The 23,265-nt window shown below is 62.1% G+C and carries 28 protein-coding genes and 1 pseudogene; 17 read left to right on the forward strand and 12 right to left on the reverse strand.

Annotated features, from left to right (window positions below):
* Positions 1-2: 2 nt before the first annotated feature.
* The 3 genes from uraH to DDQ68_RS20040 all read left to right on the forward strand — a co-directional run bounded on the left by uraH (position 3) and on the right by DDQ68_RS20040 (position 2,506).
* Positions 3-422, forward strand: coding sequence for a hydroxyisourate hydrolase (gene uraH / locus DDQ68_RS20030; RefSeq protein WP_109657887.1), 420 nt, complete (start codon positions 3-5; stop codon positions 420-422).
* A 336-nt stretch (positions 423-758) separates the two neighbouring features.
* On the forward strand, positions 759-1,985 hold the full coding sequence (locus tag DDQ68_RS20035) for an amidohydrolase family protein (protein WP_109658532.1): 1,227 nt from the start codon (positions 759-761) through the stop codon (positions 1,983-1,985).
* Between the two features lie 8 nt (positions 1,986-1,993).
* Positions 1,994-2,506: a nucleoside deaminase gene (locus DDQ68_RS20040; protein ID WP_109657888.1), complete on the forward strand. Its 513-nt coding sequence runs from the start codon at positions 1,994-1,996 to the stop codon at positions 2,504-2,506.
* A 438-nt stretch (positions 2,507-2,944) separates the two neighbouring features.
* Here DDQ68_RS20040 and DDQ68_RS20045 read toward each other — a convergent pair whose 3' ends face one another.
* The 6 genes from DDQ68_RS20045 to DDQ68_RS23140 form a co-directional block, all read right to left on the reverse strand.
* Positions 2,945-5,164 carry a reprolysin-like metallopeptidase gene (locus DDQ68_RS20045; RefSeq protein ID WP_109657889.1) on the reverse strand — a complete coding sequence of 740 codons (2,220 nt, stop codon included), beginning with the start codon at positions 5,162-5,164 and terminating at the stop codon, positions 2,945-2,947.
* A 114-nt stretch (positions 5,165-5,278) separates the two neighbouring features.
* The gene (locus DDQ68_RS20050) at positions 5,279-6,490 is read right to left on the reverse strand and encodes an MFS transporter (protein WP_109657890.1); all 1,212 of its coding nucleotides are present in this window, start codon (positions 6,488-6,490) and stop codon (positions 5,279-5,281) included.
* A gap of 145 nt (positions 6,491-6,635) precedes the next feature.
* Positions 6,636-7,088 (reverse strand): hypothetical protein, encoded by a 453-nt coding sequence (locus DDQ68_RS23130; RefSeq protein ID WP_162550272.1) that lies wholly within the window; start codon positions 7,086-7,088, stop codon positions 6,636-6,638.
* Between the two features lie 22 nt (positions 7,089-7,110).
* Positions 7,111-7,500 carry an XRE family transcriptional regulator gene (locus DDQ68_RS20055; RefSeq protein ID WP_109657891.1) on the reverse strand — a complete coding sequence of 130 codons (390 nt, stop codon included), beginning with the start codon at positions 7,498-7,500 and terminating at the stop codon, positions 7,111-7,113.
* Between the two features lie 13 nt (positions 7,501-7,513).
* Positions 7,514-7,960, reverse strand: a complete 447-nt coding sequence (locus DDQ68_RS23135; RefSeq protein WP_162550273.1) for a hypothetical protein — start codon at positions 7,958-7,960, stop codon at positions 7,514-7,516.
* Positions 7,961-8,169: 209 nt separating this feature from the next.
* A complete protein-coding gene (locus DDQ68_RS23140; protein WP_162550274.1) occupies positions 8,170-8,871 on the reverse strand; it encodes a hypothetical protein in 702 nt (233 codons plus the stop codon).
* 346 nt (positions 8,872-9,217) lie between these two features.
* Between DDQ68_RS23140 and DDQ68_RS20065 the strand changes: the two genes are divergently transcribed.
* From DDQ68_RS20065 to DDQ68_RS20080, 4 genes are all read left to right on the forward strand, one after another.
* Positions 9,218-10,393: an SGNH/GDSL hydrolase family protein gene (locus DDQ68_RS20065; RefSeq protein WP_162550275.1), complete on the forward strand. Its 1,176-nt coding sequence runs from the start codon at positions 9,218-9,220 to the stop codon at positions 10,391-10,393.
* Between the two features lie 308 nt (positions 10,394-10,701).
* Positions 10,702-12,585, forward strand: a complete 1,884-nt coding sequence (locus DDQ68_RS20070; RefSeq protein WP_109657893.1) for an ABC transporter ATP-binding protein — start codon at positions 10,702-10,704, stop codon at positions 12,583-12,585.
* A gap of 126 nt (positions 12,586-12,711) precedes the next feature.
* On the forward strand, positions 12,712-13,632 hold the full coding sequence (locus DDQ68_RS20075; protein ID WP_109657894.1) for a cation diffusion facilitator family transporter: 921 nt from the start codon (positions 12,712-12,714) through the stop codon (positions 13,630-13,632).
* Positions 13,633-13,918: 286 nt separating this feature from the next.
* Positions 13,919-14,563: a DUF4136 domain-containing protein gene (locus tag DDQ68_RS20080; protein WP_162550276.1), complete on the forward strand. Its 645-nt coding sequence runs from the start codon at positions 13,919-13,921 to the stop codon at positions 14,561-14,563.
* A 2-nt stretch (positions 14,564-14,565) separates the two neighbouring features.
* On the opposite strand, the gene DDQ68_RS20085 is transcribed toward DDQ68_RS20080, so the two are convergent.
* From DDQ68_RS20085 to DDQ68_RS20095, 3 genes are read right to left on the reverse strand one after another with little or no spacing between them, the layout of a single operon-like run.
* Positions 14,566-14,757 (reverse strand): XdhC family protein, encoded by a 192-nt coding sequence (locus tag DDQ68_RS20085; protein ID WP_109657896.1) that lies wholly within the window; start codon positions 14,755-14,757, stop codon positions 14,566-14,568.
* Between the two features lie 26 nt (positions 14,758-14,783).
* The gene (locus DDQ68_RS20090; RefSeq protein ID WP_162550277.1) at positions 14,784-15,254 is read right to left on the reverse strand and encodes a Rossmann-fold NAD(P)-binding domain-containing protein; all 471 of its coding nucleotides are present in this window, start codon (positions 15,252-15,254) and stop codon (positions 14,784-14,786) included.
* A complete protein-coding gene (locus DDQ68_RS20095) occupies positions 15,251-15,505 on the reverse strand; it encodes an XdhC family protein (RefSeq protein ID WP_109657898.1) in 255 nt (84 codons plus the stop codon). The genes DDQ68_RS20090 and DDQ68_RS20095 overlap by 4 nt, the downstream gene beginning before the upstream one ends.
* 759 nt (positions 15,506-16,264) lie before the next feature.
* On the opposite strand from DDQ68_RS20095, the gene DDQ68_RS24065 reads away from it, so the two are divergent.
* The 5 genes from DDQ68_RS24065 to DDQ68_RS20115 all read left to right on the forward strand — a co-directional run bounded on the left by DDQ68_RS24065 (position 16,265) and on the right by DDQ68_RS20115 (position 19,416).
* Positions 16,265-16,411 carry a hypothetical protein gene (locus tag DDQ68_RS24065; RefSeq protein ID WP_245897125.1) on the forward strand — a complete coding sequence of 49 codons (147 nt, stop codon included), beginning with the start codon at positions 16,265-16,267 and terminating at the stop codon, positions 16,409-16,411.
* A 72-nt stretch (positions 16,412-16,483) separates the two neighbouring features.
* The gene (locus DDQ68_RS20105; RefSeq protein ID WP_109657899.1) at positions 16,484-17,734 is read left to right on the forward strand and encodes a Zn-dependent hydrolase; all 1,251 of its coding nucleotides are present in this window, start codon (positions 16,484-16,486) and stop codon (positions 17,732-17,734) included.
* Positions 17,735-17,817: 83 nt separating this feature from the next.
* Complete coding sequence (locus tag DDQ68_RS24070; protein WP_245897126.1) at positions 17,818-17,985, forward strand: hypothetical protein; 168 nt, start codon at positions 17,818-17,820, stop codon at positions 17,983-17,985.
* Positions 17,986-18,282: 297 nt separating this feature from the next.
* Positions 18,283-18,534 carry a cupin domain-containing protein gene (locus tag DDQ68_RS24075; protein WP_245897127.1) on the forward strand — a complete coding sequence of 84 codons (252 nt, stop codon included), beginning with the start codon at positions 18,283-18,285 and terminating at the stop codon, positions 18,532-18,534.
* A gap of 114 nt (positions 18,535-18,648) precedes the next feature.
* Positions 18,649-19,416, forward strand: a complete 768-nt coding sequence (locus DDQ68_RS20115) for a creatininase family protein (protein WP_109657900.1) — start codon at positions 18,649-18,651, stop codon at positions 19,414-19,416.
* 47 nt (positions 19,417-19,463) lie between these two features.
* Here DDQ68_RS20115 and DDQ68_RS25045 read toward each other — a convergent pair.
* A pseudogene (locus DDQ68_RS25045) lies at positions 19,464-19,589 on the reverse strand (IS701 family transposase); the annotation flags it as partial.
* 383 nt (positions 19,590-19,972) lie between these two features.
* On the opposite strand from DDQ68_RS25045, the gene DDQ68_RS23145 reads away from it, so the two are divergent.
* Positions 19,973-20,251, forward strand: coding sequence for a hypothetical protein (locus tag DDQ68_RS23145; protein WP_162550278.1), 279 nt, complete (start codon positions 19,973-19,975; stop codon positions 20,249-20,251).
* Positions 20,252-20,274: 23 nt separating this feature from the next.
* Here DDQ68_RS23145 and DDQ68_RS20120 read toward each other — a convergent pair whose 3' ends face one another.
* Entirely contained in the window at positions 20,275-21,105 is an 831-nt protein-coding gene (locus tag DDQ68_RS20120; protein WP_109656237.1) for an IS5 family transposase, read from the reverse strand.
* Positions 21,106-21,300: 195 nt separating this feature from the next.
* Between DDQ68_RS20120 and DDQ68_RS24080 the strand changes: the two genes are divergently transcribed.
* The 4 genes from DDQ68_RS24080 (at position 21,301) to DDQ68_RS24090 (ending at position 22,288) form a co-directional block, all read left to right on the forward strand.
* The gene (locus DDQ68_RS24080; protein WP_162550279.1) at positions 21,301-21,474 is read left to right on the forward strand and encodes a hypothetical protein; all 174 of its coding nucleotides are present in this window, start codon (positions 21,301-21,303) and stop codon (positions 21,472-21,474) included.
* A 51-nt stretch (positions 21,475-21,525) separates the two neighbouring features.
* A complete protein-coding gene (locus tag DDQ68_RS24085; RefSeq protein WP_245897458.1) occupies positions 21,526-21,756 on the forward strand; it encodes a 2-oxo-4-hydroxy-4-carboxy-5-ureidoimidazoline decarboxylase in 231 nt (76 codons plus the stop codon).
* Between the two features lie 108 nt (positions 21,757-21,864).
* Positions 21,865-22,056 (forward strand): hydroxyisourate hydrolase, encoded by a 192-nt coding sequence (locus DDQ68_RS24890; RefSeq protein WP_369076541.1) that lies wholly within the window; start codon positions 21,865-21,867, stop codon positions 22,054-22,056.
* A gap of 136 nt (positions 22,057-22,192) precedes the next feature.
* On the forward strand, positions 22,193-22,288 hold the full coding sequence (locus tag DDQ68_RS24090) for a hydroxyisourate hydrolase (protein ID WP_245897128.1): 96 nt from the start codon (positions 22,193-22,195) through the stop codon (positions 22,286-22,288).
* A 493-nt stretch (positions 22,289-22,781) separates the two neighbouring features.
* Here DDQ68_RS24090 and DDQ68_RS20140 read toward each other — a convergent pair whose 3' ends face one another.
* On the reverse strand, positions 22,782-23,258 hold the full coding sequence (locus DDQ68_RS20140; protein ID WP_109657904.1) for a nucleoside deaminase: 477 nt from the start codon (positions 23,256-23,258) through the stop codon (positions 22,782-22,784).
* Between the last annotated feature and the right edge of the window lie 7 nt (positions 23,259-23,265).

Here is a 23,265-nt window from a genome sequence, read left to right on the forward strand (position 1 = left end):
CTGTGAAAACCCTCTTTTTCTGCCTGTTGGCCCTTCTGCCCCTGCTGGGCCTGGCGCAGCAAGCCCCGCCCGCCTACCAGCTCAGCACCCACATCCTCGACATCAGCCAGGGCAAACCCGCGCCCGGTGTGACGGTGCGCCTGGAGAAATACGACGACGCCAAAAAAACCTGGGCCCCGGTAGCCGAAAAGCAAACCGATGCGGCTGGCCGCATCGGCGATTTCCTGCCGACGGCCGGCCAGAAAACCCCCGCCACCGGCACCTACAAGCTCACCTTTTTGACCCGGCCCTACTTCACGGCCCGGCAGCAAACCTCCTTTTACCCCTTCATCGAAGTGGTGTTTGAGCTGGCCGATGGGGCCCACTACCACGTGCCCATTACGCTGTCGGCCTTTGGCTACTCCACGTACCGTGGCAGCTGACGCACTGGTTTTCAGGCCAGTGTACCCTTGTAATTTTTAATCTTGTACGTGGATTTATACTCGTCACGAAGTAGGGTGCGGGGCTTGTCCCCGCCCATCGTTGAACGAAAGCCGACTGAACCGTTCAACGACGGGCGGGGGTAAGCCCCGCCCCCTACTTCGTTTTCGCATTCCACTTCGTGAGCAGTATAGAAAGTGTTTTGAGTAGCTGCTCATAATACGGTGCGGGGGCTACTGCGCTCCGCTGGCCGTTGTGGCCGCCTGTTTTGCAGGTAGTTGGAACAGCCGGCTTCTTCTGAAATTATATCCTGTATTCCCACCCATTTGGGTATTGAAATGCTTGACCTACTAGTGAAAAACGCCCGGCTCGACGACCACGAGGCCGGTGTGGATATTGGCATCGTGGCCGATAAGATTCAGCTGCTGGAAGCCAGCATTACGGCCCCGGCCCGGGTGGTGCTGGACGCGGAACACCAGTTCGTGTGTGCGGGCTTCTACGAAACCCACATTCACCTCGACAAGGCCTGTATCCTGGACCGCTGTTCGGTGGTGAAGGGCACCAAGGAGGAGGCCTCCGAGGAAACGCGCAACGCCAAGAAGGACTTTACCGAGGAAGACGTGTTTGCACGGGCCAGCCGCGTGGTGGAGATGGCCATCAAAAAGGGCACTATGGGCCTGCGCACCTTCGTCGAAACCGACCCCCGGGTGGGCATGCGCTCGTTTGAGGCGTTGAAGCGGGTGAAGGATGCCTACGCGTTTGCCATCGACATTGAACTGTGCGCCTTTGCCCAAGATGGGCTGACGCAGGAAATGGTTACCTACGACCTGTTGCGGCAGGCCCTGCAACAGGGAGCCAACCTGGTGGGCGGCTGCCCCTACGCCGACCCCGACCCCGACCGCCACGTGGAGCTAATTTTTGACCTGGCTGAGGAATTCAACGTCAACGTCGATTTTCACCTCGACTTTGACCTCGATCCCGCCCAGTCGGGCATTCCCAAAATTGCCGAGCAAACCCGGCGTCGCAATTACCAAGGCCGCGTGTCCATCGGCCACGTCAACAAGCTGAGCGCCATGCCTCCGGCCCAGCGCACCGCGCTGGCGCAGCTGCTACTACAGGCCGACATTGCCCTCACGGTGCTGCCGGCTACCGACCTGCTGATGATGGGAAAGGAGTATACGTACCTCATTCCCAGGGGTGTAGTAAATGCCAACGAGCTAAGCACGCTGGGCCTGACGACCACTATTTCTAGTAATAACGTCCTCAACGCCTTCACGCCCTACGGCGACGCCTCGCTGGTGCGCATGGCTAATATGTACGCCAACATTGCCCAGCTCGCTACCGATGCCGACATCCGGACCGCCTATGAGATGATAACCACCAACGCCGCCAAGCTGCTCGCTAAGCAGGCCCGCCTGCGCGTGGGCGGCCCGGCCACCTTCGTGCTGCTGGAGGCCAGCAGCGCCGTGGACGTCATCCGCACCATTGCGCAGCCGCTGCTGGGCTATAAAAACGGCCGGCCCACGTTTACCAATCCGAAGGCTACCATCCACCCCCAGTCCTGAGCCGCGCCATGCACCCCAGCCTCACCCCCGCCGACCTGCTCCACCTGCGCCACTGCCTGGCGCTAGCCACCGAAGCCCTGCAAGCCGGCGACGAGCCGTTCGGCTCCATCCTGGTGGGGGCCGGGGGCGAGGTGCTGGCCCAGGCCCGCAACCGCGTCAACGAGCTAAACCACCTGGCCCACCCCGAGCTGGAGCTGGCGCAGTGGGCGGCCGCCCACCTGACCCCCGCCGCGCGCGCCTCCGCCACCCTCTACACCAGTGGCGAGCACTGCCCCATGTGCGCCGCCGCCCACGGCTGGGTGGGCCTGGGCAAGATAGTATACCTCAGCTCGGGCGAGCAGCTAACCCAGTGGCTCAGCGAGTTGGGAGTGCCCGAGGCCCCCATTCGGTTTGTGCCGGTGCAGGATATCATCCGCGCCGCCGAGGTGGCCGGCCCGGCCAGCGGCGAGCTGCTACAGGCAATAAAGGACTTGCACGTAGCTTACCATACGCAGCCGCCGGGCACGGCGGGCCGACCGTAGCGAGCTGCAAAGCAGCGTGGGGCCCTGGACCAGAGGCTTGTGCCAAGGCGCCGCAGCAACGTAGCGCCGCACTTCCAGCCTCACGGCCGCACCGCCACGGTAACGTGCTTGTGCCCCGACGGCGCAGCGCCTGCTGGTGCGGGCCCCCGCCAGCAGGTGCTGCGCCCGTACCAGCCGGGTGCTGGTGGCCCGCTTTTGCTGCGCCAAAAGGCTTTCAAAGACACTTGCTCCGACGCCGTTAGCATCACAATTTAGTGTTTTTCCACCGGTCTGGTCAGGGTAATTCATCCGGTGAAATACTGGATTTGTTCTGTTGGGAGTCTATCCGAACAGGGAGCTTGTTATTCAGACAAAGGAGGAATTGGAAGATTGTCCTTAACTGATTTTACCCGGATTCCTCGTTGCCTGGGCCGTGGCGTTGCTGCTTCCTTCCGCAACCTACTGCCGCACTACCTTCAGTACCAGGGCCCCCGCGGGTAGGGCCACGCGCAGGGAGTACACGCCCGCCGCCAAGGGCCCCAGGTCGAGCGGGTACTGCCAGTTGTCGGTGGTTTTGGTGGCCTGGGCGGCCCACACGGGGCGGCCCAGCGCATCGAGGAGTTGCAGGGCCACGGGGCCCCGCTGGGCGTTGGCGAGGGCCAGGGTGGCCGCGCCAGTGCTGGGGTTGGGGTACACCGAGGCCCCGGCCGCGGCGGCGGCGGGCTGCGTGGCCAGCACGTTCACGATGCTAAAATTCTGGTCGGAAATGTCGAAGAAGACGTTGCCTACGGCCCGCACCATCACCCGGGCCGTGGCGGTGAGGGGCGCGCTGGCAGGCACGGCCACCGTGGCCGTGCCGGTGTTGGGGGCCCCGGCCAGCAGCACGGTGGGATAGGTGAAGCCGCCGTCGGTGCTCAGCAAAATATCGACCTGCGTCGTGCCGATGGGGCCCCCGGCCGTGCCGGCCACGTCCCAGGCCACGGCGGCGGCGGTGCCGGGCTGCCACTGCGCGCTGGCGGCGTTGGGCTGCTGCACCCGAAAGGGCCCCGCAGTTCCAATCACGGCTACGCTGGTTGAATCGTAATCGACGCCGCCGCCGCCGGCGCGGTTGTCGCGGGCCACCAGGCGGAAGTGCAGCCGCCGGGCGTAGGTCGGCAGTAGCTCGCCGATGGTTTGCACGTTGTTCACCACGTCGCTGATTTGCGGGAACGTGCGGGTGGGCGAGGAGCTGGGCGCGAAGGGCCGGAACAGCGGCGCGTTGCCGGTGGGGCTGGCGATGGGCGAGGTGATGGAATCCCGGTCAAACTCCTCCCAGGCGTAGGTCAGGGCGTCGCCATCGGGGTCGGTAGCCCGGCCGGTGAGGGCGAAGGGCGTGCCCCGCGGGATGCGGTAGCCGGGGCCTGCCACGGGCACCGGCGGGCGGTTGCCGGTGCCCGTAACTACGGCGCAAGTACCCTTAGTATCCAGGAAAGCCAGGATTTCGTCGTAGCTGCGCGAGTGGAAGAAGGGCAGGCTGTTGGTAGCGATGTTCTCGGGGGCGCAGATGCCGGCGTAGGCCATAATGGTGGCGCCGCTGCCCGGCTCGTAGGCCGAGCGGGGCGAGCGTTTGGCGCCGCCGCAGTCGCCCCCGGTGCCGTTGAAGGTGTGGGTGGCCCCGAGCTGGTGCCCGATTTCGTGGGCCACATAGTCGATGTCGAAGCCGTCGCCGGCGGGGTTGGCCTGGCCGCTCACGCCGCCGGCCTTTTCGGTGGCGCTGCAGGCCGAGGCCACGTAGGCAATGCCGCTGCCGCCCGTGCTGAACACATGCCCCACGTCGTAATTATTCGTGCCGATGATGCGGTCGAGGTTGGCCTGGTTTTGCCCTAGCATGGCCGTGCCGTTGGTGTTGGAATACACGGGGTTGGCCACTGGGGCCCCTGCGCCGCTGAGGAAAATTACCTGGTCTTCGCCCGCTACCAGCACCAGGCGCACAGCCAGCTCGCGCTCGTACACGCCGCCCACGCGGTTGACGGTGGTGGCCACGGCGGCCAGCACACTCGCCACGGTATTGCCCTGGGTGAGCGAGTATTCCGGCGTGCACGCCACCGCCAGCCGCAGCGTGCGCAGCTGCGCGCCGTTGGGCTGCCCGGCCGTGGCCGCCAGCCGCGCGCTGGGGCCCGGGCCGCCCGTCAGGCACGCCCAGCCGCCGGCCGGGGCCCCGGCGCCCCGGCTGAACGCTACGGCGTGGGCGCTGTCGCCGGCCGGGTCGATGTAGTAGGCCTGGCCGGCACGGAGCACCTGGGCGTGGAAGCCACCGGGTCCCACGTCGAGGCGGGCGGTGGCGGTGGGGTCGTCGAGGCCCTGGGCCGCGTAGGTCTGGATTTGGGGGAAGCGCGCGGCCAGCGCCGGGGCCAGTACCGGCACCGGCCGCACCCGGTAGCGCTGGGTGCCGCCCCCGGGCAGGGGCAGGTTCAGCACTGCGCCGGCCGGCCGCAGGGCCGCCCGCACGGCGGGCAGGTCGATGCGCAGGGCGCGGCCCGGGCGCCGGGCGCCGGGCAGCCGGGCCGCGGCCGCTTGCGCCAGCGGCTGGTCGGTAAACCAGGCCTGCTGGGCCCGGGCGGGCACGAAGGCCAGCAGCGTGAGCACCGCCACCAGTAGCAGGGCCCCGGGCCACCACGTCTTTCCTGAAAACAACGCCATAGGGGCCCTGACACGAATAAAAACCGGCGTTGGTACCGGCCCTCAAGTTACGCCGGGCGGCGCCAACGGGGCACCGCAGCGGGCAAGCGGGCCCCGGGCGGCTTTTGGCCTTTCTCAGGCCGCGTGGGCCGGCACCTCATCCGGGCGCCGCAGTAGCAAAAATGCCAGGGCCCCCAGTACGCTGGCCAGGCTGGCGGCGTGCACCCACGGCAGGCGGCCGGGCTGGTTGTCAAACACCCAGCCGGCGAGCAGGGCCCCCAGGCCGATGCCGGTTTCAAGGGCGATGTACATGGTGGCCACGCCGCGGCCCCGGCGCTCGGGGTGGCTCAGGTCGATGGTCCAGGCGTAGAGCGTGGGCGAGTTCAGGCCCGTGCCCAGCCCAAACACCACCGCCCCGGCCAGAAACACCGGCACCGACGGGGCCCAGACCAGCAGCGCCAGCCCCGCGGCCAAAACGCCCGCCGACCACCGCAGTACCGCCACCCGGCCGTAGGTATCCGACGATTTGCCCGCCACCAGCCGCACCGCCAGCGAGGCCACCGTGAAGCAGATGTAGAACAAGCCCTTGGTGGGCCCCGCCAGGCCCAGCAGCCGGCTCTGGTCGGGTATCACCGTCAGCACCGCCCCGTAGGGGAACAGGCACAGCAGCGTGATCAAGGCTGGCGCAAACACCCGCGGCTCCAGCACTTCGCTCCAGTTCAGCTTGAGCAGCGAGAAGCGGAAGCGCTGCCGCTGGGCCTTGGGCAGCGTTTCGGTGAGGGTGCCCTGCACCAGCAGCGAGAGCAGCGCCAACCCGCTGGAGCAGTAGAACATGGTGTTCAGCGAGTAGTGCTCGGCCACCCACGAACCGAAGGCCGGGCCGGCGGCCATGCCCAGGCTGCCCGTTACGCCGAGCAGGCCCATGGCCTCGCCGCGCCGCGCCACGGGCACGATGTCGGCGATGAACGCGGCCGTGCCCGTGGGCTTGAAGCCCGTGCTGAACCCGTGCAGCAGCCGCAGCCCCAGAAACCCGGTGACCGTGAGCGCAAACGGGTAGAAAAACCCGCAGATGAAGCAGACCAGCGACCCGAACACCATCACTGGAATGCGCCCCACCGTATCGGCCAGCTTACCGCTGAACGGCCGGCTCAAGCCCGCCGTGAGGGTGAACAGTGCAATGATGAAGCCCTTGTACTCGCCCCCGCCCAACCGCGTGAGGTGGTCGGGCAGCTCGGGCAGCAGCAGGTTGAAGCTGGCAAAAAACAGAAACGATGACAAACACATCAGCCAGAAGCCGGCGGTGTACGGCCGGGTGGCAGGGGCAGCAGCAGCGGTAAGGGGGGCCATAGGGCCCCAAAGATCAAAATAAAAAATTGACGCAAACAAACAAAAACTCCATGGTTAGGATAGAAATTATATCAATTGTTAGGTAAAGCAAAAGGTCCCACCATTACAGTAGGACCTTTTGCTTTCTTATTTGCTTGCATATGTGTCATTTTGTAGCCAATACCTTAATTTCTTCTTGTATTAATTGTGTCATCACGCGAGTCCCTAATGAAACATAAGTTTTGCCGAAAGGTGTAGAGGCTGCCTGGACTGCAACCAAAGCACGTGCATGAGCTACTGCCTCGATTTTCATGAGGCTGTCTATAACGCCTGGGATATCAATGGTATTAGTGCTGCTTTCTGAATCAGTACCTTTTTTCATTCCTTTTAATGTATAACTAGTAACGCAAGAAGTACTTAATACGGACTCAGAAGTCTTCTTGTCTTGATAAACTATTTTTACCAAGACATCAAATTGCTCATTTTGGAGCGGAGCACGGTGCAGTACAGTTATCTTGAGTTCGACTTCTTCCATATTGGCGAAATCATATTCGGGATTGTATATAAATTCTGTGAGCTGAATATTTGAAACTTCTGCCGAAGGCGCTGTAGGGTCCATATTTTTTAGCAAAAAGGTAGGTTTACGCCTCTATCAAAGATTCGGTAGTGGAAAAGATACGCATGGGCTTTTTGTAAATCAGATGGACAGAATCGGATTTGGTACTATCTACCTCGTAAGAAGTTTCACACTGAATAGCGTCGCGGCTGAGCACAATGTCCAAGTCTTCAAACTTGACAGATGGTACTTTGCCAACAGCCAAAGCGACGTCGCAGAGCTTCTCTAATGACACATTAGTGTCGCCGTTGAGCATCTGAGAAACATAGCCGGGCGAACATTCTAGGTGTTCGGCTAACTGCCGCCGATTCATGTTGTGGGTTTGCATGTAATCTTCTACTGCCCGCATCAAATCCATGCGAATTTCAGTAAGCCAGTAGGTGGGGCGGGAGAGGATGGCGCGACGAGTAAACATGGAGAAGATAATTTTAAGCGTAACGAAAATTCAAATACTGTCCCACTAAGCTTTCAAAAGATGATATATCTTCTGGCTGCGTATTCTTCTTGCCCATCAGCACCACTACTTCGGTAATAGGCGGCTCGTGGAAGTAATAGATGCGCAAGTTGCTGGTTTTGATTTCATACAAGGTGACTTCGTATATTCTGCCTTTTATGCTATGGCGAAGTGTACCGAGGCTGTGGTGCTGGGTGCCGCGGAGTCTTTTGAGCCGAGCCAACTGGTCCATGAAGTTGACAGCTTTGTCAAGCTCTTTTTCATACCCACCTTCCTGTTCAAGCTGGGTGAGAAAATCGTCAAACTGGCAAACACCTCTTTTTACTAATTTGACGAAAGATAGCCGGCCCGGCCGCGTTTGCTCTATCTGTATGATTTTGAAAAGCGGAAGCCGATGCGAATGGATACTGGGTGTCGGCATAAAAGTTTAGCAATTACTTAACTATTTTTGATAAGTCAATAGTTCACTTGGAAAAACTAGTTCAATTATGCAGCCCCAACCTTCCCCAGGGCCCTGGTAATTAACGCTAAGGCCTACATTGCCCCGGCCGTGGGCAACGGGGGCCAGCAGGTTGAAGCTCGCTAGAAATAGAGATAATGAGGGCCCCACTAACTAAACCGGCAAGGCGGTTACGCGACAGGTTTCACGTCTACTTTGCGGCTTTTACTGGCCACGCCGCGGCGCTTGTTGGCTTCGGCAAAGGCTTCGTAGAGTTCGGCCCAATGGAATTTTGGGTCCGGGTCGGTGCGCTGGCCTTTGAGTAGGGTTTCCATCAGGCGCAGGGCGGCGCTGAGGCGGCGCAACAGTTCGGGCAGGGCCAGCGAGGCGAGGCGCGGGGCTGCTTTGGCGCCGGTTTGGGCGTCACCGGCCGCGTCGAATGCGTCGGCTGCATCGGCTGGGGCTTGAATAACGGCGTCGGTGAGGCGGTAGTCGGCGCGCACCTTGGCGGGCAGGGCCTGCACGGCTTTCACCAGGTCGCGCACGTGGTTCACATCCTCGGTGGCCTCGCCGTAGCGCACGTCGGCGTAGGAGAGGCGGAAGGTTTGCTTCAGCCCAAGCTGGCCGGTGGCCAGGGCGTAGCCCACGGCACGGGCCGAGAGGGTGGCGGTAGCCAGGGCCATTTTTTCGCGGGCCGCTTCCTTGCCGGCGGTGCTGGCCGTGGTCAGGGTGTCCTGGGTGGATTGCTGGGCTTTGATGGCCGTTGCCAGTCCGGCGCGGGCGGCGTCGGCGGCGAGCAGCGGCGGGAAATCGTTTAGTTCGGCTTGGTAGGGGGCCACGGCCAGGCCCACGCGCTGGCCGCTCTCAAGGATAGAAGTCTCTCGGGTAGTCATAAAAAATGGTTGGATGAAGAATTATGAAGCTGAAATGTACTTGGTCCTAAGCCAGGTGGCGCGTTGCAGGCACGTTTGTTCGGCACTTTCCCCATTTAAAACGACTCTGACAGCAAACAAAGGCCTTTTGAAGGCTAAATATTTGTGTGAAGTAGTCCGAGGCACGTGCAAGCAGGTCGGAGAAAGGCGCGGGCGGGCTCGCGGCGCGTGCGAGCAGGCCCGTGGTGCGTGCGAGCCAGCTGTTGGCGTATGCGAGCAAGTCTGGGGCACGTGCAAGTCCGTTCGCAATGCCCATAAGTAAGTTCGTGGCGGGCGTAAGCGGCCGCGCCGCGCGCGCTGGCCCGCCGTGCTACCTTCGCCACTGCCGCGCCCGGGGGCCCTCCCCGCGGCGGCGTCCGCCCGCTTCACCATGAAAATGCTCAACAAATACGTACTCCTCGCTTTCTGCGGCCTGGGCCTGAGTGCCGCGCCCGCCGCCGTGGCCGCAAAAGGCGGCAATATCTTGCCGGCCAAAGGGTTGACCGCCTACGGCCGCTACCGCCTCACCGAGGCCAAGCAGCTGGAGCTTATCAGCTCGGCGGTGCACTTCGGGTTCAGTTTCGAGGGTACGCAGTGCGAAATCTTTGCGTCCCTGCCGGGTGCTGATGACCACAACTACCTGCAATACGAGCTGGACGGCGTGTACCAGCGCCGCCTGCGCATCGATGGCAGCTCGAAAAGCCCGCTGGTGCTCACGGCCCCCGGCCCGGGCCGGCACACGGTGTGGGTGTATAAGGCCACCGAGGCCCACACGGGGCCCATCTTCGTCCAGAAAATAACGGGCAAGCAGCTGAAAGCCCTGCGCGAGCCGGCCGCGCCGCTCATCGAATTCATCGGCAACAGCATCACCTGCGGCGCGGCCATGGACGCCTCGGAAGTGCCCTGCGGCACTGGCGCCTACCACGACCAGCACAATGCTTACCAGGCCTACGGCCCCCGGGTGGCCCGGGCCTTGAAAACGCGCTTCGTGCTGAGCAGCGTGAGCGGCATCGGCGCCTACCGCAACTGGAATAGCGACGGGCCCACCATGCCCCAGGTGTACGAAAAAACGGATTTTCAGGAAGCCAGCCCGCAGCGCTGGGACTTCAGCACCTTCACGCCCAAAGTTGTCAGTATTGCGCTGGGCACCAACGACTTCAGCAACGGTGACGGCAAGCGCCCGCGCCTGCCTTTCGACAGTGCCCAGTTCGTGGGCCGCTACCTTGACTTGGTGACGCTGGTGAAAGCGAAGTACCCCAAGGCTCGCATTGCCCTGCTCAGCAGCCCGATGGTCAACGGCCAAAACCGCACGAAGCTGCAAAACTGCCTGACGGCCATCAAAACCAACACCGACGCCGCCCACCCCGCCGACCAGCCCGTAGCCCTGTTCTTCTTTCAGCCCATGCAGCCCCGCGGCTGCGGCGGCCACCCCAACGTGGAAGACCACGCCATCATGGCCAAGGAATTGGAGCCCTTCTTCCGCCCACTGGTAGCGGGGAAGTAGGTTCTGTAGGAAATCAAAAGAGATAAGAGGGCCCCAGAGGCCAAACTGGCGCGAGTTTAGCGCAGCGTAACTCGTGCCTGATATGGGTGGAGGTGTGCCTGCACTACCGCGCCAGCGGCAAGCTGGTGCTGGCTAGTAGCAAGTCGTGCAAACCATTTGCTCTATGCGGGGCGTGGCCTCGCCCAAAGGCCAAGTACGAGTTACGTTGCGCCAAACCCGCGCTAGTTTTAACAGTACAGTCTGCGGCCGCTCCCTGCCAAAACGGCGGCCCCCCGCCTTCCGGCCCCAACCTTGCCCGGGGCCCGGTAATGCTTGACTTTCTGAAAAATATCTCCGCCAAAAAACCGAACAGGGGCCGGGACCCTGAAAAGCCCGCCGTGAGCGTGCGCGAGCGGGTGGGGGCCCTGCGCCACCTGCCGGCTTTCCTCAAACTCGTCTGGCACACCAGCCCGGCCCTGACCGTGGGCAACGTGCTGCTGCGCCTGCTGCGGGCCGCCCTGCCGCTGGCTACGCTCTACGTGGGTAAGCTCATCCTCGACGATGTGGTGCAACTCACGCGGCTGCCCGCCGCCGACCGGGCCCTGGGGCCCGTGGGGGTCTTGGTGGCGCTGGAGTTTGGCCTGGTGCTGCTGGCCGATGCCTCGGGCCGCGCCGTGGCCCTGCTCGATTCGCTGCTCGGCGACCTGTTTGCCAACGCCTCGTCCATCCGCCTCATGGAGCACGCCGCCGAGCTGGATTTAGACCAGTTCGAGGACAGCGCCTTCTACGACAAGCTGGAGCGGGCGCGCCGCCAAACCCTGTCGCGCTCGGTGCTGATGAGCCAGGTGCTGGCCCAGGGCCAGGACGCCGTGACGCTCGTGCTGCTGGCCGCCGGGCTGGTGGCCTTCCAGCCGTGGCTGCTGGGGCTGCTGCTGCTGGCCGTGGTGCCGGCCTTCCTCGGCGAGAGCCACTTCAACGAGCGCAGCTACTCGCTGAGCCACTCCTGGACGCCCGAGCGCCGCGAGCTGGACTACCTGCGCCAAACCGGGGCCTCCGACGAAACGGCCAAGGAAGTGAAAATCTTTGGCCTCTCCGACTTCCTCGTGGACCGTTTCCGTACGCTGTCCGACAAGTTTTACAGTCAGAATAAGGCCTTGGCGCTGCGGCGGGCGGGGTGGGGTACGGTGTTCGCGGCGGTGGGCGCGGCCGGCTACTACGGGGCCTATGTCTACATTTTGGCGCGGGCCGTGGCCGGGCAAATCTCCATCGGCCAGCTTGCCTTTCTGGCCGGTTCGTTTGCGCGGCTGCGGGGCCTGCTCGAAGGCATTCTGAGCCGCTTCAGCTCGGTGGCCGACGGGGCCTTGTACTTGCAGGATTTCTTTGATTTCTTTGCCCTGCGGCCGAAAATCACGCGGCAGGCGGTGGGCGTCGAAACGGCCCGGCCGTTCCCGCGCCCCATCCAGCAGGGGTTTCAGTTTGAAAACGTCGGGTTTCAGTACAAGAATGGTACAAAATGGGCTATTCGTAACCTCTCATTCGCGTTGCGGGCCGGCGAAAAGCTGGCGCTGGTGGGCGAAAACGGGGCCGGCAAAACCACGCTCGTCAAGCTCCTGGCTCGCCTCTACGACCCCGCGGAGGGCCGCATCCTGCTCGACGGCCACGACCTGCGCGAGTACGACCCCGCCGAGCTGCGCCAGGAAATTGGCGTCATCTTCCAGGATTTTGTGCGCTTTCAGCTGCCGGCGGGCCAAAACCTGGCCGTGGGCCGCATCGACCAGCGCCACAACCAGCCCCGCATCGAAACCGCCGCCCACCAGAGCCTCGCCGACTCGGTGATTGCCAAGCTGCCCGGCGGCTACGACCAGATGATTGGTCGCCGCTTCAGCGGCGGCGTGGACCTGAGCGGCGGCGAGTGGCAGAAAATTGCCCTTGGCCGCGCCTACATGCGCGACGCTCAGCTCCTGATCCTCGACGAGCCCACCGCCGCCCTCGACGCTCGCGCCGAGTTCGAAGTCTTTGAGCGCTTCAAGGAACTCACCCAAGGCAAAACCGCCGTCCTCATTAGCCACCGCTTCAGCACCGTGCGCATGGCCGACCGCATCCTGGTCATCGAAAACGGCCAATTTGTGGAAATCGGCTCCCACGAAGAGCTGCTGGCCAAGGGCGGCCGCTACGCCGAGCTGTTTGCGCTACAAGCCGCTGGCTACCGCTAGCGCCCCCAGCGGTGTTGCATTCTGGTTGCTTTGGTCCTTACATTAATAAAAAATAAGTCGTCATGCTTATCTATCAGCACGACGGCCGGGGGCATCTTTGCTTTCAAGCGAATACTTGATTACCGCATGGCATCTTCTAAAACGGCGCTTTACACCGCGCTGGTAGCAAACCTGGGCATTGCAGCCACCAAGTTCGTGGCCGCCGGCATCACGGGCAGCTCGGCCATGCTTTCCGAGGGCATTCACTCGCTCGTTGATACCGGCAACGAGTTGCTGCTGCTGCTGGGCCTGCGCCGTAGCCAGCGCCCGCCCGACGAGCACCGGCCCTTCGGCTACGGCCGCGAGCAGTATTTCTGGTCGTATGTGGTGGCGCTACTGATTTTCGCGGTCGGCGGGGGCCTGTCCTTCTACGAAGGCGTAGCGCACCTGCGGCACCCCGAGCTGATGAAGGACCCGTTTTGGAACTACATCGTGCTGGGCGTGGCGTTTGTGCTCGACGGCTACTCGCTGCGCACCGCCTGGCGGGCCTTCAACACGCAACGGGGCCCTCTGCCGTTTTGGGTGGCCCTGAAAAGCAGCAAGGACGCCGCTACGTTCACGGTGCTGTTTGAGGATGCTTCCGACGTACTGGGCCTGACCATCGCTTTTCTGGGCGTGTTCCTGGGCCACACCCTGCACAACCCGTACTTCGACGGCGGGGCGTCCGTCCTCATCGGGCTGCTGCTGATGGGCGTAGCCGGGGCCCTGGCCGCCCAAAGCAAGAGCCTGCTGCTGGGCGAAGGCGTGGACGCCACCACCCGCCGCCGCCTTGTGGCCCTCACCGAAGCCGACGCGGCCGTGGCGAAGGCCATGCGCATCGCCACCATCTACCTGGGCCCCGAGGAAATCACGCTGGTGCAGGGCGTCGCCTTCCGCCCCGACCTAACGACGGCCGCCATCACCGAGGCCATCGGGCGCATCCACGCCGCCATCAAGCAAGAATTCCCCGCCGTGAAGCACGCCTACATGCAGCCCGTGGCCCTGGCCGAAACCGGCGCGGCGGCCTAGCCGCGGCGCCGGTTTCGGTGAGAAAAACCGGCCGGCCGGCAAATAAAATGCCGCCAGGGCCCCCGGATGCGGGCAGGGGTAGGCACGGCGCGGCCTGCCGGGCCCCGTGGGCTTCGCGGATAAAGCTAAAAAAGGGCACCCGGGGCCTCAAAAAGGCGGCTGGGGTCCCGGGTGAGCGGCTGGAGGTAGCGCGTGCATTATGAATGCGTTACGCCCGCTGCGGCGCGTGGAAATTGGGGGAGGTTTTGTAACTTGGAAGTCCAATCTTCATTTCCTACCATTTGTAATGAAAATTACCCTTGCTTTTTGGCTAGGCTGCCTGCTGGCGGCTGGCTTGCTACCGGGCTGCATTGCGGGCCGCGAGGCCCGCGTCGAGTCCGACTACAGCTACGGTGGTCGATTCCGGCGCTACCGCTCCTACAGTTTCATCACCGGCACGGGCCTGGCCGCCGACACCAGCCACCTGGGCGAAACCCTGCGCGACGCCATCCGGCAGCGCCTGCGCAGCCAGGGCTACCGCCCGGCCCGCGGTACCAACCGCCCCGACCTGCTGGTGAGCTTCCGCATTTTTGAGGGCGACATGCACTTCCACGGCTTCAACCAGGAAGAGCTGACCACGTGGGTGAAAAATAACGATGCCGAGAGTGATGAAACCCCCGACGAGCAGCGCCACGTGTACCAGCCCGTGCGCCTGCTGCTGGCCGAGGGTACGCTGCTCGTCACCCTCATCGACGCTCGCAGTAACCGCGCCGTCTGGAACGGCTACGCCTCGGGTGTGACGGTGCCCGAGGGCCTGCGCGGCGAAGTGGTGCTGGTGCGCTCGGTGCGCTCTATTTTCGACCGCTACCGCATTTTCACCGAGAACTACTTCCAGGGCGGCAATGTGGACGGCTCGGCCAACGGCGGCGAGGCCGACGGCGAGAAGCCGTAGCGCTACGGGCCGGCCTCTGGGGCTGCGTTGCGCACCGTAATCAGCTCCGCCGCCACGCTGACGGCGATTTCCTCGGGCGTGCGGCTGTTAATTATTACCCTAGTGGGACCCCGCAGCCGGATCAACTCGGCGGTCGGAAAGCCTTCGGCTTGCAGCACGCGGCGTAGCTCAGCCACCTTGGCGGCGCTGCCCATCACGCCCAGGTAGGCGCCGGGGCGGTCTAGTAGCTAGCGCAGGGCCACGGCGCCGATGCGGTAGCCCACGGTCTCACTACCACGTAGCGGCGGGGCCCCGGGGGCACGGTGGCGGCCAGCGCCTCGTAGCTGCCCAGCACGTGGCGGTGGTGGGCGTCGTCGTTGGCGGCCAGCATGGGTAGGTTGGGGCGGTTGTCGAGCACGGTAATCTCGAAGTCCAGGGCCCCGGCGGCGCGTACCAGGGCCCTGCTCACGTGCCCGCCGCTCACGATAGTGAGCTGGTCGTGGAAACCCAGTTGCTCACAGTAGCGCCACTGGGGCCCCGGCCGGCAGTCATAGAACGCGGCCGGGGCCCCAGCCAGCACCCGCAGGCCGCCTGTTTCGCTCAGCTCAAAAGCCCTACTACCCAAGGCTCCCAGGGCCGTTGCAGCGACATCCTGCAAACCGGCGGGGCTGAAGGGCCACAGTAGTACCTCCTGCTCGCCCGAGCACATCATGCCCGAGCGGCCGGCTGGGGCCCCAGCCGGTGCACCTGGGGGCGTAGCAGCGGCGCGGCGTCGCCGGCCAGCAGGCGCTGGCGGGCTAGCCCCACCCACTTGCGCTCCATGATGCCGCCGCCGATGGAGTCGGCCGTGGCCGTCACGGCCATTTTGAAACCCTGGCAGTTGGGGCTGCTGTCTTCGCTGCGCACCATGCACAGCAGCGCCGCCGGCTGGCCGGTCCGTAAGGCAGCGGCCCCAGGGCCCAAGCAGGTAAGTCGTGGGGATGGGCAGGCATTATTTGGTTGACCTATAGGTGATATTAGAACGTCATGCTGAGCGCAGCCGAAGCATCTCTTCTTCTCACCATATCAATTGATTAGTGCTGCGGGAGAGAGGCTTCGGCTACGCTCAGCATGATGTTCACAACGTTATATCCTGTCTTGCAGTTATTTAATCCCGTACCACTACTCTCATACCACCGTGCCGTTAATGTAGTCGAATGGCGCGCCGGTGGCCACGAATACCCCGTTGGTGTTGGGCTGGCCGAAGGGCTCCAGGTTGATTGCCATTGCCGAAGCCAAAGCCCGGGGCCTGCCCCTGACCGTGGAAACCGGCTAGTATTACTTATTTTCCAACGCCGAGGACATCGCCGCCGGCCAGACGCAGTTCAAGTGCGCGCCGCCCATTCGCGCGCGGGCCAACAACGAGCAGCTGTTGGGGGCCTGCAAAGCGGGCTCATTGACTTCGTGGCCACCGACCACTCGCCCGCCCCGCCTGACCTGAAGCAGCCGGCCAGCGGCGATTTTGCTAGTGCCTGAGGCGGCATTGCCTCGCTCCAGCTGGTCCTATCCGTGCTCTGAACGGCGGCTAAAGCACGCGGGGCCACGCCGTCCGACCTGGCCCGCTGGCTCAGTGCCAACCCCGCCCGGCTCATCGGCCAGGCGCACCGCAAAGGCCAGATTGCCAGCAGCTACGACGCCGCCCTGCTGGTGCTGGCCGCCGATGCGTAGTTCACCGTAACCGAGGTGCTGTTGCACCACCGCCACAAGGTTTCGCCTTATCTGGGCCGCGCACTGACGGGCGTGGTCACGCACGCGTTCCTGGCCGGCGAGGAAGTATTCCGCCACCCCGATTTCCTGCACCTCAACCGGGGGCAATTACTGAGCCGCTAGGGCCCCATATTTACGTCCCGTTGGGTGAAGGCGCGATATTTCGCGTCTCTACGAGTAATAATACTTTCTCAAATGTCAGATTACCAAGTCCGCACTGCCCACATTCTTACCCGCATCGAGCAGCTGGCAGCCATCAGCGAGGACGCCAGCGGTGCTACCGTGACGCGCACCTTCGGCACGCCGGCTTTCGTGCGCGGGCGCGATTTGGTGCAAAGCTGGTTCGAGGCCGCCGGCCTCGTAACGCGCCTCGACGGCATCGGCAACCTGCGCGGGCGGTGGGCCAGCCGGCGGCCGGGGGCCCAAACCTTCGTGCTGGCCTCGCACATCGACACGGTGGTGAATGCCGGTAAGTACGATGGGCCCCTGGGCGTGCTGATGGGGCTGAGCTTGGTGGAAGATATTATTCAGCAGCAGGTTGACTTGCCGTTTCACCTGGAATTGATGGCCTTCAGCGACGAGGAGGGCGTGCGCTTTCATACTGCCTACCTGGGCAGCAAGGTCGTCACCGGTGCCTTCGACCCTGCGCTACTGGCCAAAACCGATGCCCAGGGCCTCACCCTGGCCCAGGCCATTGTGGAGATGGGCGGCGACGCCGCGCAAATTCCCGCCGGGGCCCTGCCCGCCGCCGAGTGGCTGGGCTACTTCGAGCTGCACATCGAGCAGGGCCCCGTGCTGTGGGGAAGCGGCGTGCCGGTAGCACTCGTCACGGCCCTGGTTGGGCAGCAGCGCGTGGAGCTGACGTGGCAGGGCATGGCCGGCCACGCCGGCACGGTACCCATGGCCCGGCGGCAAGATGCGCTGGCCGCCGCCGCCGAGTTTGTGCTGGCCGCCGAGGCCTTTGCCCTGGCCCCCGGCCGCGGGCTGGTAGCTACAGTGGGCCAGCTGCGCATTGCCCATTCGGCCAGCAACGTTATCCCTAGCCAAGTGGTGCACAGCCTCGACCTGCGTAGCCCCGACGCCAGGCAGCTGGCCACCGCCTACGGGGCCCTGCACGCGCAGGCCGCTGCTATTGCTGCCCGGCGCGGCCTGGTACTGGACTGGCAGCTGGTGCAAGCCATCGCGCCCGTGGCCTGCGACGCCGGCCTGAACGACTTGCTGGCCCAGGCCATTGCTGCCAGCGGCTACCCCGTGGTGCCCCTGGTGAGCGGCGCCGGCCACGACGTGGTGCCCGCCTCGGCAGTAGCGCCGGCCACCATGATGTTCATTCGCTGCTACAAAGGCATCAGCCACAACCCGCTGGAAAATGTGGAAGCCGCCGACGTAGCGGCGGCCCTGGAAGTAGCCGAACGCTTTTTGCAGCGGCTGGCCGTCGCCTATGCCTAACCTTACTTCCCACCCCCGGCGCCGGCGGTGGCGCTTTAAATTCCCGACCCGCTACGAAAATCTCTTCCCTTACCCGCTCCGTTGTGCGGCGCAACCACGCCATCATCGCCCCCGACGGCTACATCAACAGTAACGTGCCTAGCTGGATAGGCTGCTCGGTCAACGTCCTCATCAACGAGCAGATGGGGGCCCGGGTCTGCCAAACGCTTGTCACGCTGACGGAGGCGGGCAAGCTGACGGGTATGACCTAAGCGTTGCAGATTTTCTTTTACGTGGTAGTAGGTTAGGTGGAAGCTGCGGCCGACAGCTCCTACAAAACCCTCACCGCCGGGCAGTTTGTGTACGTGCCGGTCGGGCAGCCTTACTAATTCAAAGACGCCACGCCCGGCACCCAAATCCTGACCTTCCATAAGGTGTACGAGCCGCTCGACGGCCACCCCGCGCCCGGCGTGCTGTGGGGCGAAAAGGACGACAGCCAGGCCCCCATGTACATGAACGACGACGCCCTGCGCATTTAGGAGCTGCTGCCCAACGAGTTGGGGTTCGATATGGCCGTTAACATTTTCACCTACCAGCCCGGCGGTAACCTGCCGATGGTCGAAACCCACATTATGGAGCACGGCCTGCTGTACTTGCAGGGCCAGGCCATCTATATGCTCGACCAGCAGTGGTACCCGGTGCAGCAGGGCGATTCCATATGGATGGCCCCGTACTGCCAGCAATGGGCCGCTTCCATTGGAAAAGAGCCCTCGGTTTACATTTACTACAAGAACGTGAACCGGTTTCCGACGGTGGTGTAGCGGCAGTTCGCTTGCTTTTTGAACCGCTGCGGCTAGCGCGAATAGCCGCTCGCCTTGGGCCGGAGACTTTCTCATTGTGGGCCACTTCCCGTCCTTATTTAGCTTCGATTAGCCATGACGCCCCGTCCCTACATCCTGGCCGAAACTACCTGGCAGTACGTGAAAGACGCTGCCTACGAAGTAGTCGTGCTGCCCTGGGGAGCCACGGAGGCGCATAATTACCACCTGCCCTATGCCACCGATAACATTCAGTGTGACTACATCGCTGCCGAGGCGGCGCGCCTGGCCTGGGAGGCTGGCGCCAAAGTGGTGGTCCTGCCCACCATTCCGTTCGGCGTGAACACTGGCCAACTCGATATTACCCTCGACATTAACTTGAATCCCAGTACGCAGCTGGCCATTCTGCGTGACGTGGTGCGGGTGCTGGCCCACCAGGGAATTCCCAAGTTGCTGGTGTTGAACGGCCACGGCGGCAACGACTTCCGGCAGCACCTGCGCGAGTTGCAGGCCGAGTTTCCAACCGTATTTCTGTGTACCATCAACTGGTTTAAAACCGTTGACCGCAGCCAGTTTTTTACGGCCCCCGGCGACCACGCCGATGCGCTCGAAACCAGTGCCATGCTGCACATTGCGCCGGCCCTGGTGCGCCCCTTGGTGGAGGCCGGTTCGGGGCACGCCCGGTCGTTCCGCATCGAAGCGTTTCGGCAGGGTTGGGCGTGGTCGCAGCGCGACTGGAGCCAGGTAACCGCCGATACCGGCGCGGGGGACCCCACCGAAGCCACCGCCGAAAAAGGGGCCGCGCTGCTGGCGGCGACTACCCGCGCCATCGGTCAGTTTTTGATAGAATTATCGGCGGCCGACCCCCGCGACATGTACGAATAGGGCCCCGGGCGGCTGATTTTTTTAAGATAACTACATATAATAGACGTGCTGAGCCAGCGCGTGACTTGGTCGTGGCTCACGGCCCCGCCAAAGAGCCTGGATAAGCCCGTGGCAGAAGTCGGGCCCGTCGAGCTAATCAAATAGTCCGTGTATAAATCCAGGGTGCAGGTCATCGCCGAAAATAATAACTGCTAGTTTAGCCGCGTAACATCAATTAATAAGGATCCAGGCGCAGCAATTGGAGAAACTATTGGTTATTTGGTGGGCGGGCAAGTGGGTAAATTAGGAGAACCGTTAGTTATTTCAGAAACAGTAAAAGAAGGAGCAGTTTCTATAACCGGCAATGGGACAGCTAATTCAATAGCAGAGACGATAGATATGGGAACACAGGAAATGCCTAAAAATAAAGAACGGTGAAAGATTATAACGGAGTGCAATCTGCCGTCGTATTGAATCAATCACGTTGTATCCACTTAAACTCACAAAGCATCCTGTAAGCAACTTCACACCAATGTATATCAACAAGCCTGCAAGAATATGGGTCTTTTTCGGATCCATGGCTGTGCTAGTCATCTTTTCGGAATTACGGCGGCACAGTATTAAAAAACGAATTGATGTTGGAGGTGTAAATGTGCCAGTAAAGATTATAGACTCGACTTATGGTAGAGGTTATAATATAAAATTTGAATATATTTATAATAATAAATTATATACTAATACCGGTAATACTACGATGTTTAAGTGTGTCAAGGGAGATTCATTACTAATAAGAGTTTTGCCTGAAGCACCAGATGGAGATTTTGAAATAGTAAACAAATCGTATTCTATTAAATAGACAAGAATATATTATGAAGCTGTTTAGGAAGTGGGTGGTCGGGTAATTTTACGCAGTAGCAGCACGACAAAGGCGAGCCAGTGGAAGGCCAGCCAATTTTCCAGGCAGGTTTCGTAGCGCACCAGCAGGGTCTTGAAGCCGTCGAGCCAGGCGTTCATTTGCTCGATGACCAGCCGGCGCCGGTAAAGTTCGGGGTCCAGCGGCGTGTCATCATCCGTTTGCCAGTCGGTCGAGCGCCGGTTGCGGGGAATGTTGGCTTCGATGTCGCGCCGGGCGCAGGCCTGACGCAAGCTAGTGACATCAAAGGCTTTGTCGGCATTCAGAAAGAGGCCTTCCAGGCGCAGGTGCGCTTGTTCGAGCAGCTCACAGAGTTCGGCGAAGACGTGTTCGAGGGCAAACGTATCGTGGTGGTTGCCGGCTTGCGGCGTGGCCACGGCTAGGGGCTGGCCCGTGTTGTCGGCCAGAAACAGGGCGTTGGTGGTGCGGGCCGCCTTGCGGCCTTGATAGCCGACAGCCGCCCCGCCGTTTTTAGCCGGGGTGTGGCTGCCATCGAGTTGCACACTCGACAAGTCCAGCGCCGCGTGGTTCAAGCGCAAGACGCTCAACCAAAGCTGTTTCCAAGCACCTTGCTTGCGCCACTGGTTGAAATAATAGTAGACGCCCTGCCACGTCAGGGGGTGGGTTGGCAGCAATTCTCGCACGGGCAGCCAGCGCCACTGACAACCCGTTTTGAGCTTGTAGAGAATGGCGCCGACGACTTCCACCGGCTGGGCCGCCCGCCGACGGCCGTGGGCGCTAAAGGGCAAATGGGGGAGTATCCAGGCGGTAATGATATCTTTGGGCAGGACTTCCATGACGGAGGGAAAGGAGATGGGTCGCACCTCAAATTTCGCTCTGCCGTGGGAGTCTTTTCTGTTTTGAGCCCGCCTGACTACTTCCTAAACAGCTTCTATATTAAATAAACAAAAACAAGAGCTAAATAATCGATAATAAAAATGTGTTTGATTCTCATGAGGTTACTACTAACAATGTTTGGCGGTGGTCTAATAATGATTACAGCCCTAAAAGGCCTCGCCGCCGCTGCCTGGGCCGGGGCCCTGATCACCTGCTGTGGGGCCCCCGCCTGGGTGGGGGCCCTGAACCAGCGGTTTCCCTTCGCCACGGCCGCGGCACTGCTGGCCGCGGCTGACGAGGTTTGGTACAGCCTTGCGGAAACTGATTAGCGCGCGGCTTTTGCGCACTACCCCAAAATGGGCGATGTAAATTTCTTGAAAGTGAAATTTGCCACCACCATCTGGGCGGCTGGCGAGCAGGGCGCCGTGGGGCAGGCTTCGGAAGAAACGCTGGGGGCCTTGGCGGCGGGCAACGCGGCCTACGAAGATAAATTTGGCTACATTTTCATCATGTTCGCCACCGGCAAATCGGCCGATGAGATGCTGGCCCTGTTGCAAGCGCGCCTGCCCAATGCGCCGGCCGCAGAAATTCAAATTACCATGGGCGAGTAGGCCAAAATCACGCGCCTGCGCCTCGAAAAACTACCTATCTCATAAGCCAGAACTGCCCACATCCTCAATACGACCCGGGGCCAGCCAGCCGCCGATGTAGTCGTTGCCCTGCTCGGCCAAGACGGCAGCGATTGGCCCGAGCTGGCCCGCGGCACCACCGATGCCGACGGCCGCCTGACCGATTTGCTGCCCCCCGCTACCGTGCTGGCCCCGGGCGTGTACAAGCTGAAATTCTTCACCCTCGAATACTTGGCGGTGGTCCAAAGCGGGGTGATTCCAGCATTTAATTCTGCTTCTTGACACACTGTTTTCCGCTTTTCTGATTCCATTCAAGTGGTTCCCATTAGAACGCGTTAATAACTGAAAATAGAGTATCACCCCACTTTGGACCACCGCCGAATACTTTACTAAGCACGGCCGTGCCCACTTCTACTCGTTGGTAGAAATCTGCTTTGCCGTGGCCGACGAGGCGCACTACCACGTGCCGCTGCTGCTCAACCCCTTCGGCTACAGTACCTATCGCGGCTCCTGACTTGCCCACCCCACCCATGAAACCCAGCCTGCCTTCTGCCGACCAAGCGGCCCTGCTCGGCCAGCTTGGCGCGGCCAACCGCCGCTTCCAGCGCGGGTAAAACCCGGGCGTGGCCATGCAGCGCTATTAAATGATGAGAGAGCCTAAGTAATCAGCCGGCTACCAGTGACCGGCTCTTACGTGGGCACCGAATCGCTGGGCCGGCAACTACGGGTGCAGTTTTTGCCCAATGGCTAAGTCAAAGGCTTGCCACTTCGCGCATATTATGCACTGGAAGATTTTTGGGAGGGCCTAACGGTGGTGACGCATTGATTTTCAATATATATGAGAAAAATCAGCGGTAATTCGCTGCCGAGTATAGCTGCGATACCCTTCGGCTCCGCGCACAATACGAGGCGCTAGGCATTCCGCCAGGCGGAACGGATAGCATGTTGGCAATAGAGCGCGGCCGCCTGCGCTATCAATTGGTGCGCCAGCGGTTATCTACGTCCTTTTAGTACTGCGTGCGGCTTACGTGTGCTTCCCAGGCGCGGAAGCTGGCCAGGGCCTCGGTGCGCAGCAGCGGTTGCATCGGGATGCTGCGCTCGGCCAAGGGCTTCTCAATTTCATCGTAGATGAAGTGGTCGTCGAAGCCCATCGCGGCGGCGTCGGCCTTGGTGCTGCCGAAAAACACCCGCGCCGGCCGGGCCCAATAAATGGCGCCCAGGCACATGGGGCACGGCTCGCAGCTGGTGTAGAGGTCGCAGCCGTCGAGCTGAAACGTGCCCAGGGCCTGGCAGGCCTTGCGGATGGCGTCAATTTCGGCGTGGCAAGTGGGGTCGTGGGTCGTGGTGACCTGGTTGAAGCCGCGGGCAATAATTTGCCCGTCCTTCACCACCACGGCCCCAAACGGCCCACCAAAGCCAGCTTGCATTTTTTCGATGGAGAGGCGAATGGCTTCGCGCATGAATTCGGGGTTGGGAGCTTCCATAGAGCGG

This window comes from Hymenobacter nivis (assembly GCF_003149515.1).
Lineage (GTDB): Bacteria > Bacteroidota > Bacteroidia > Cytophagales > Hymenobacteraceae > Hymenobacter > Hymenobacter nivis.

What these genes read in the sequence shown, in the direction of transcription:
- DDQ68_RS20035 (WP_109658532.1), top strand. Translation starts at nt 759, where the DNA reads ATGCTTGACCTACTAGTGAAAAACGCCCGGCTCGACGACCACGAGGCC.
- DDQ68_RS20040 (WP_109657888.1), top strand. Translation starts at nt 1,994, where the DNA reads ATGCACCCCAGCCTCACCCCCGCCGACCTGCTCCACCTGCGCCACTGC.
- DDQ68_RS20045 (WP_109657889.1), bottom strand. Translation starts at nt 5,164, where the DNA reads ATGGCGTTGTTTTCAGGAAAGACGTGGTGGCCCGGGGCCCTGCTACTG.
- DDQ68_RS20050 (WP_109657890.1), bottom strand. Translation starts at nt 6,490, where the DNA reads ATGGCCCCCCTTACCGCTGCTGCTGCCCCTGCCACCCGGCCGTACACC.
- DDQ68_RS23130 (WP_162550272.1), bottom strand. Translation starts at nt 7,088, where the DNA reads ATGGACCCTACAGCGCCTTCGGCAGAAGTTTCAAATATTCAGCTCACA.
- DDQ68_RS20055 (WP_109657891.1), bottom strand. Translation starts at nt 7,500, where the DNA reads ATGTTTACTCGTCGCGCCATCCTCTCCCGCCCCACCTACTGGCTTACT.
- DDQ68_RS23135 (WP_162550273.1), bottom strand. Translation starts at nt 7,960, where the DNA reads ATGCCGACACCCAGTATCCATTCGCATCGGCTTCCGCTTTTCAAAATC.
- DDQ68_RS23140 (WP_162550274.1), bottom strand. Translation starts at nt 8,871, where the DNA reads ATGACTACCCGAGAGACTTCTATCCTTGAGAGCGGCCAGCGCGTGGGC.
- DDQ68_RS20070 (WP_109657893.1), top strand. Translation starts at nt 10,702, where the DNA reads ATGCTTGACTTTCTGAAAAATATCTCCGCCAAAAAACCGAACAGGGGC.
- DDQ68_RS20075 (WP_109657894.1), top strand. Translation starts at nt 12,712, where the DNA reads ATGGCATCTTCTAAAACGGCGCTTTACACCGCGCTGGTAGCAAACCTG.
- DDQ68_RS20080 (WP_162550276.1), top strand. Translation starts at nt 13,919, where the DNA reads ATGAAAATTACCCTTGCTTTTTGGCTAGGCTGCCTGCTGGCGGCTGGC.
- DDQ68_RS20085 (WP_109657896.1), bottom strand. Translation starts at nt 14,757, where the DNA reads ATGGGCAGCGCCGCCAAGGTGGCTGAGCTACGCCGCGTGCTGCAAGCC.
- DDQ68_RS20090 (WP_162550277.1), bottom strand. Translation starts at nt 15,254, where the DNA reads ATGATGTGCTCGGGCGAGCAGGAGGTACTACTGTGGCCCTTCAGCCCC.
- DDQ68_RS20105 (WP_109657899.1), top strand. Translation starts at nt 16,484, where the DNA reads ATGTCAGATTACCAAGTCCGCACTGCCCACATTCTTACCCGCATCGAG.
- DDQ68_RS24075 (WP_245897127.1), top strand. Translation starts at nt 18,283, where the DNA reads ATGGCCGTTAACATTTTCACCTACCAGCCCGGCGGTAACCTGCCGATG.
- DDQ68_RS20115 (WP_109657900.1), top strand. Translation starts at nt 18,649, where the DNA reads ATGACGCCCCGTCCCTACATCCTGGCCGAAACTACCTGGCAGTACGTG.
- DDQ68_RS23145 (WP_162550278.1), top strand. Translation starts at nt 19,973, where the DNA reads ATGGCTGTGCTAGTCATCTTTTCGGAATTACGGCGGCACAGTATTAAA.
- DDQ68_RS20120 (WP_109656237.1), bottom strand. Translation starts at nt 21,105, where the DNA reads ATGGAAGTCCTGCCCAAAGATATCATTACCGCCTGGATACTCCCCCAT.
- DDQ68_RS24080 (WP_162550279.1), top strand. Translation starts at nt 21,301, where the DNA reads ATGATTACAGCCCTAAAAGGCCTCGCCGCCGCTGCCTGGGCCGGGGCC.
- DDQ68_RS20140 (WP_109657904.1), bottom strand. Translation starts at nt 23,258, where the DNA reads ATGGAAGCTCCCAACCCCGAATTCATGCGCGAAGCCATTCGCCTCTCC.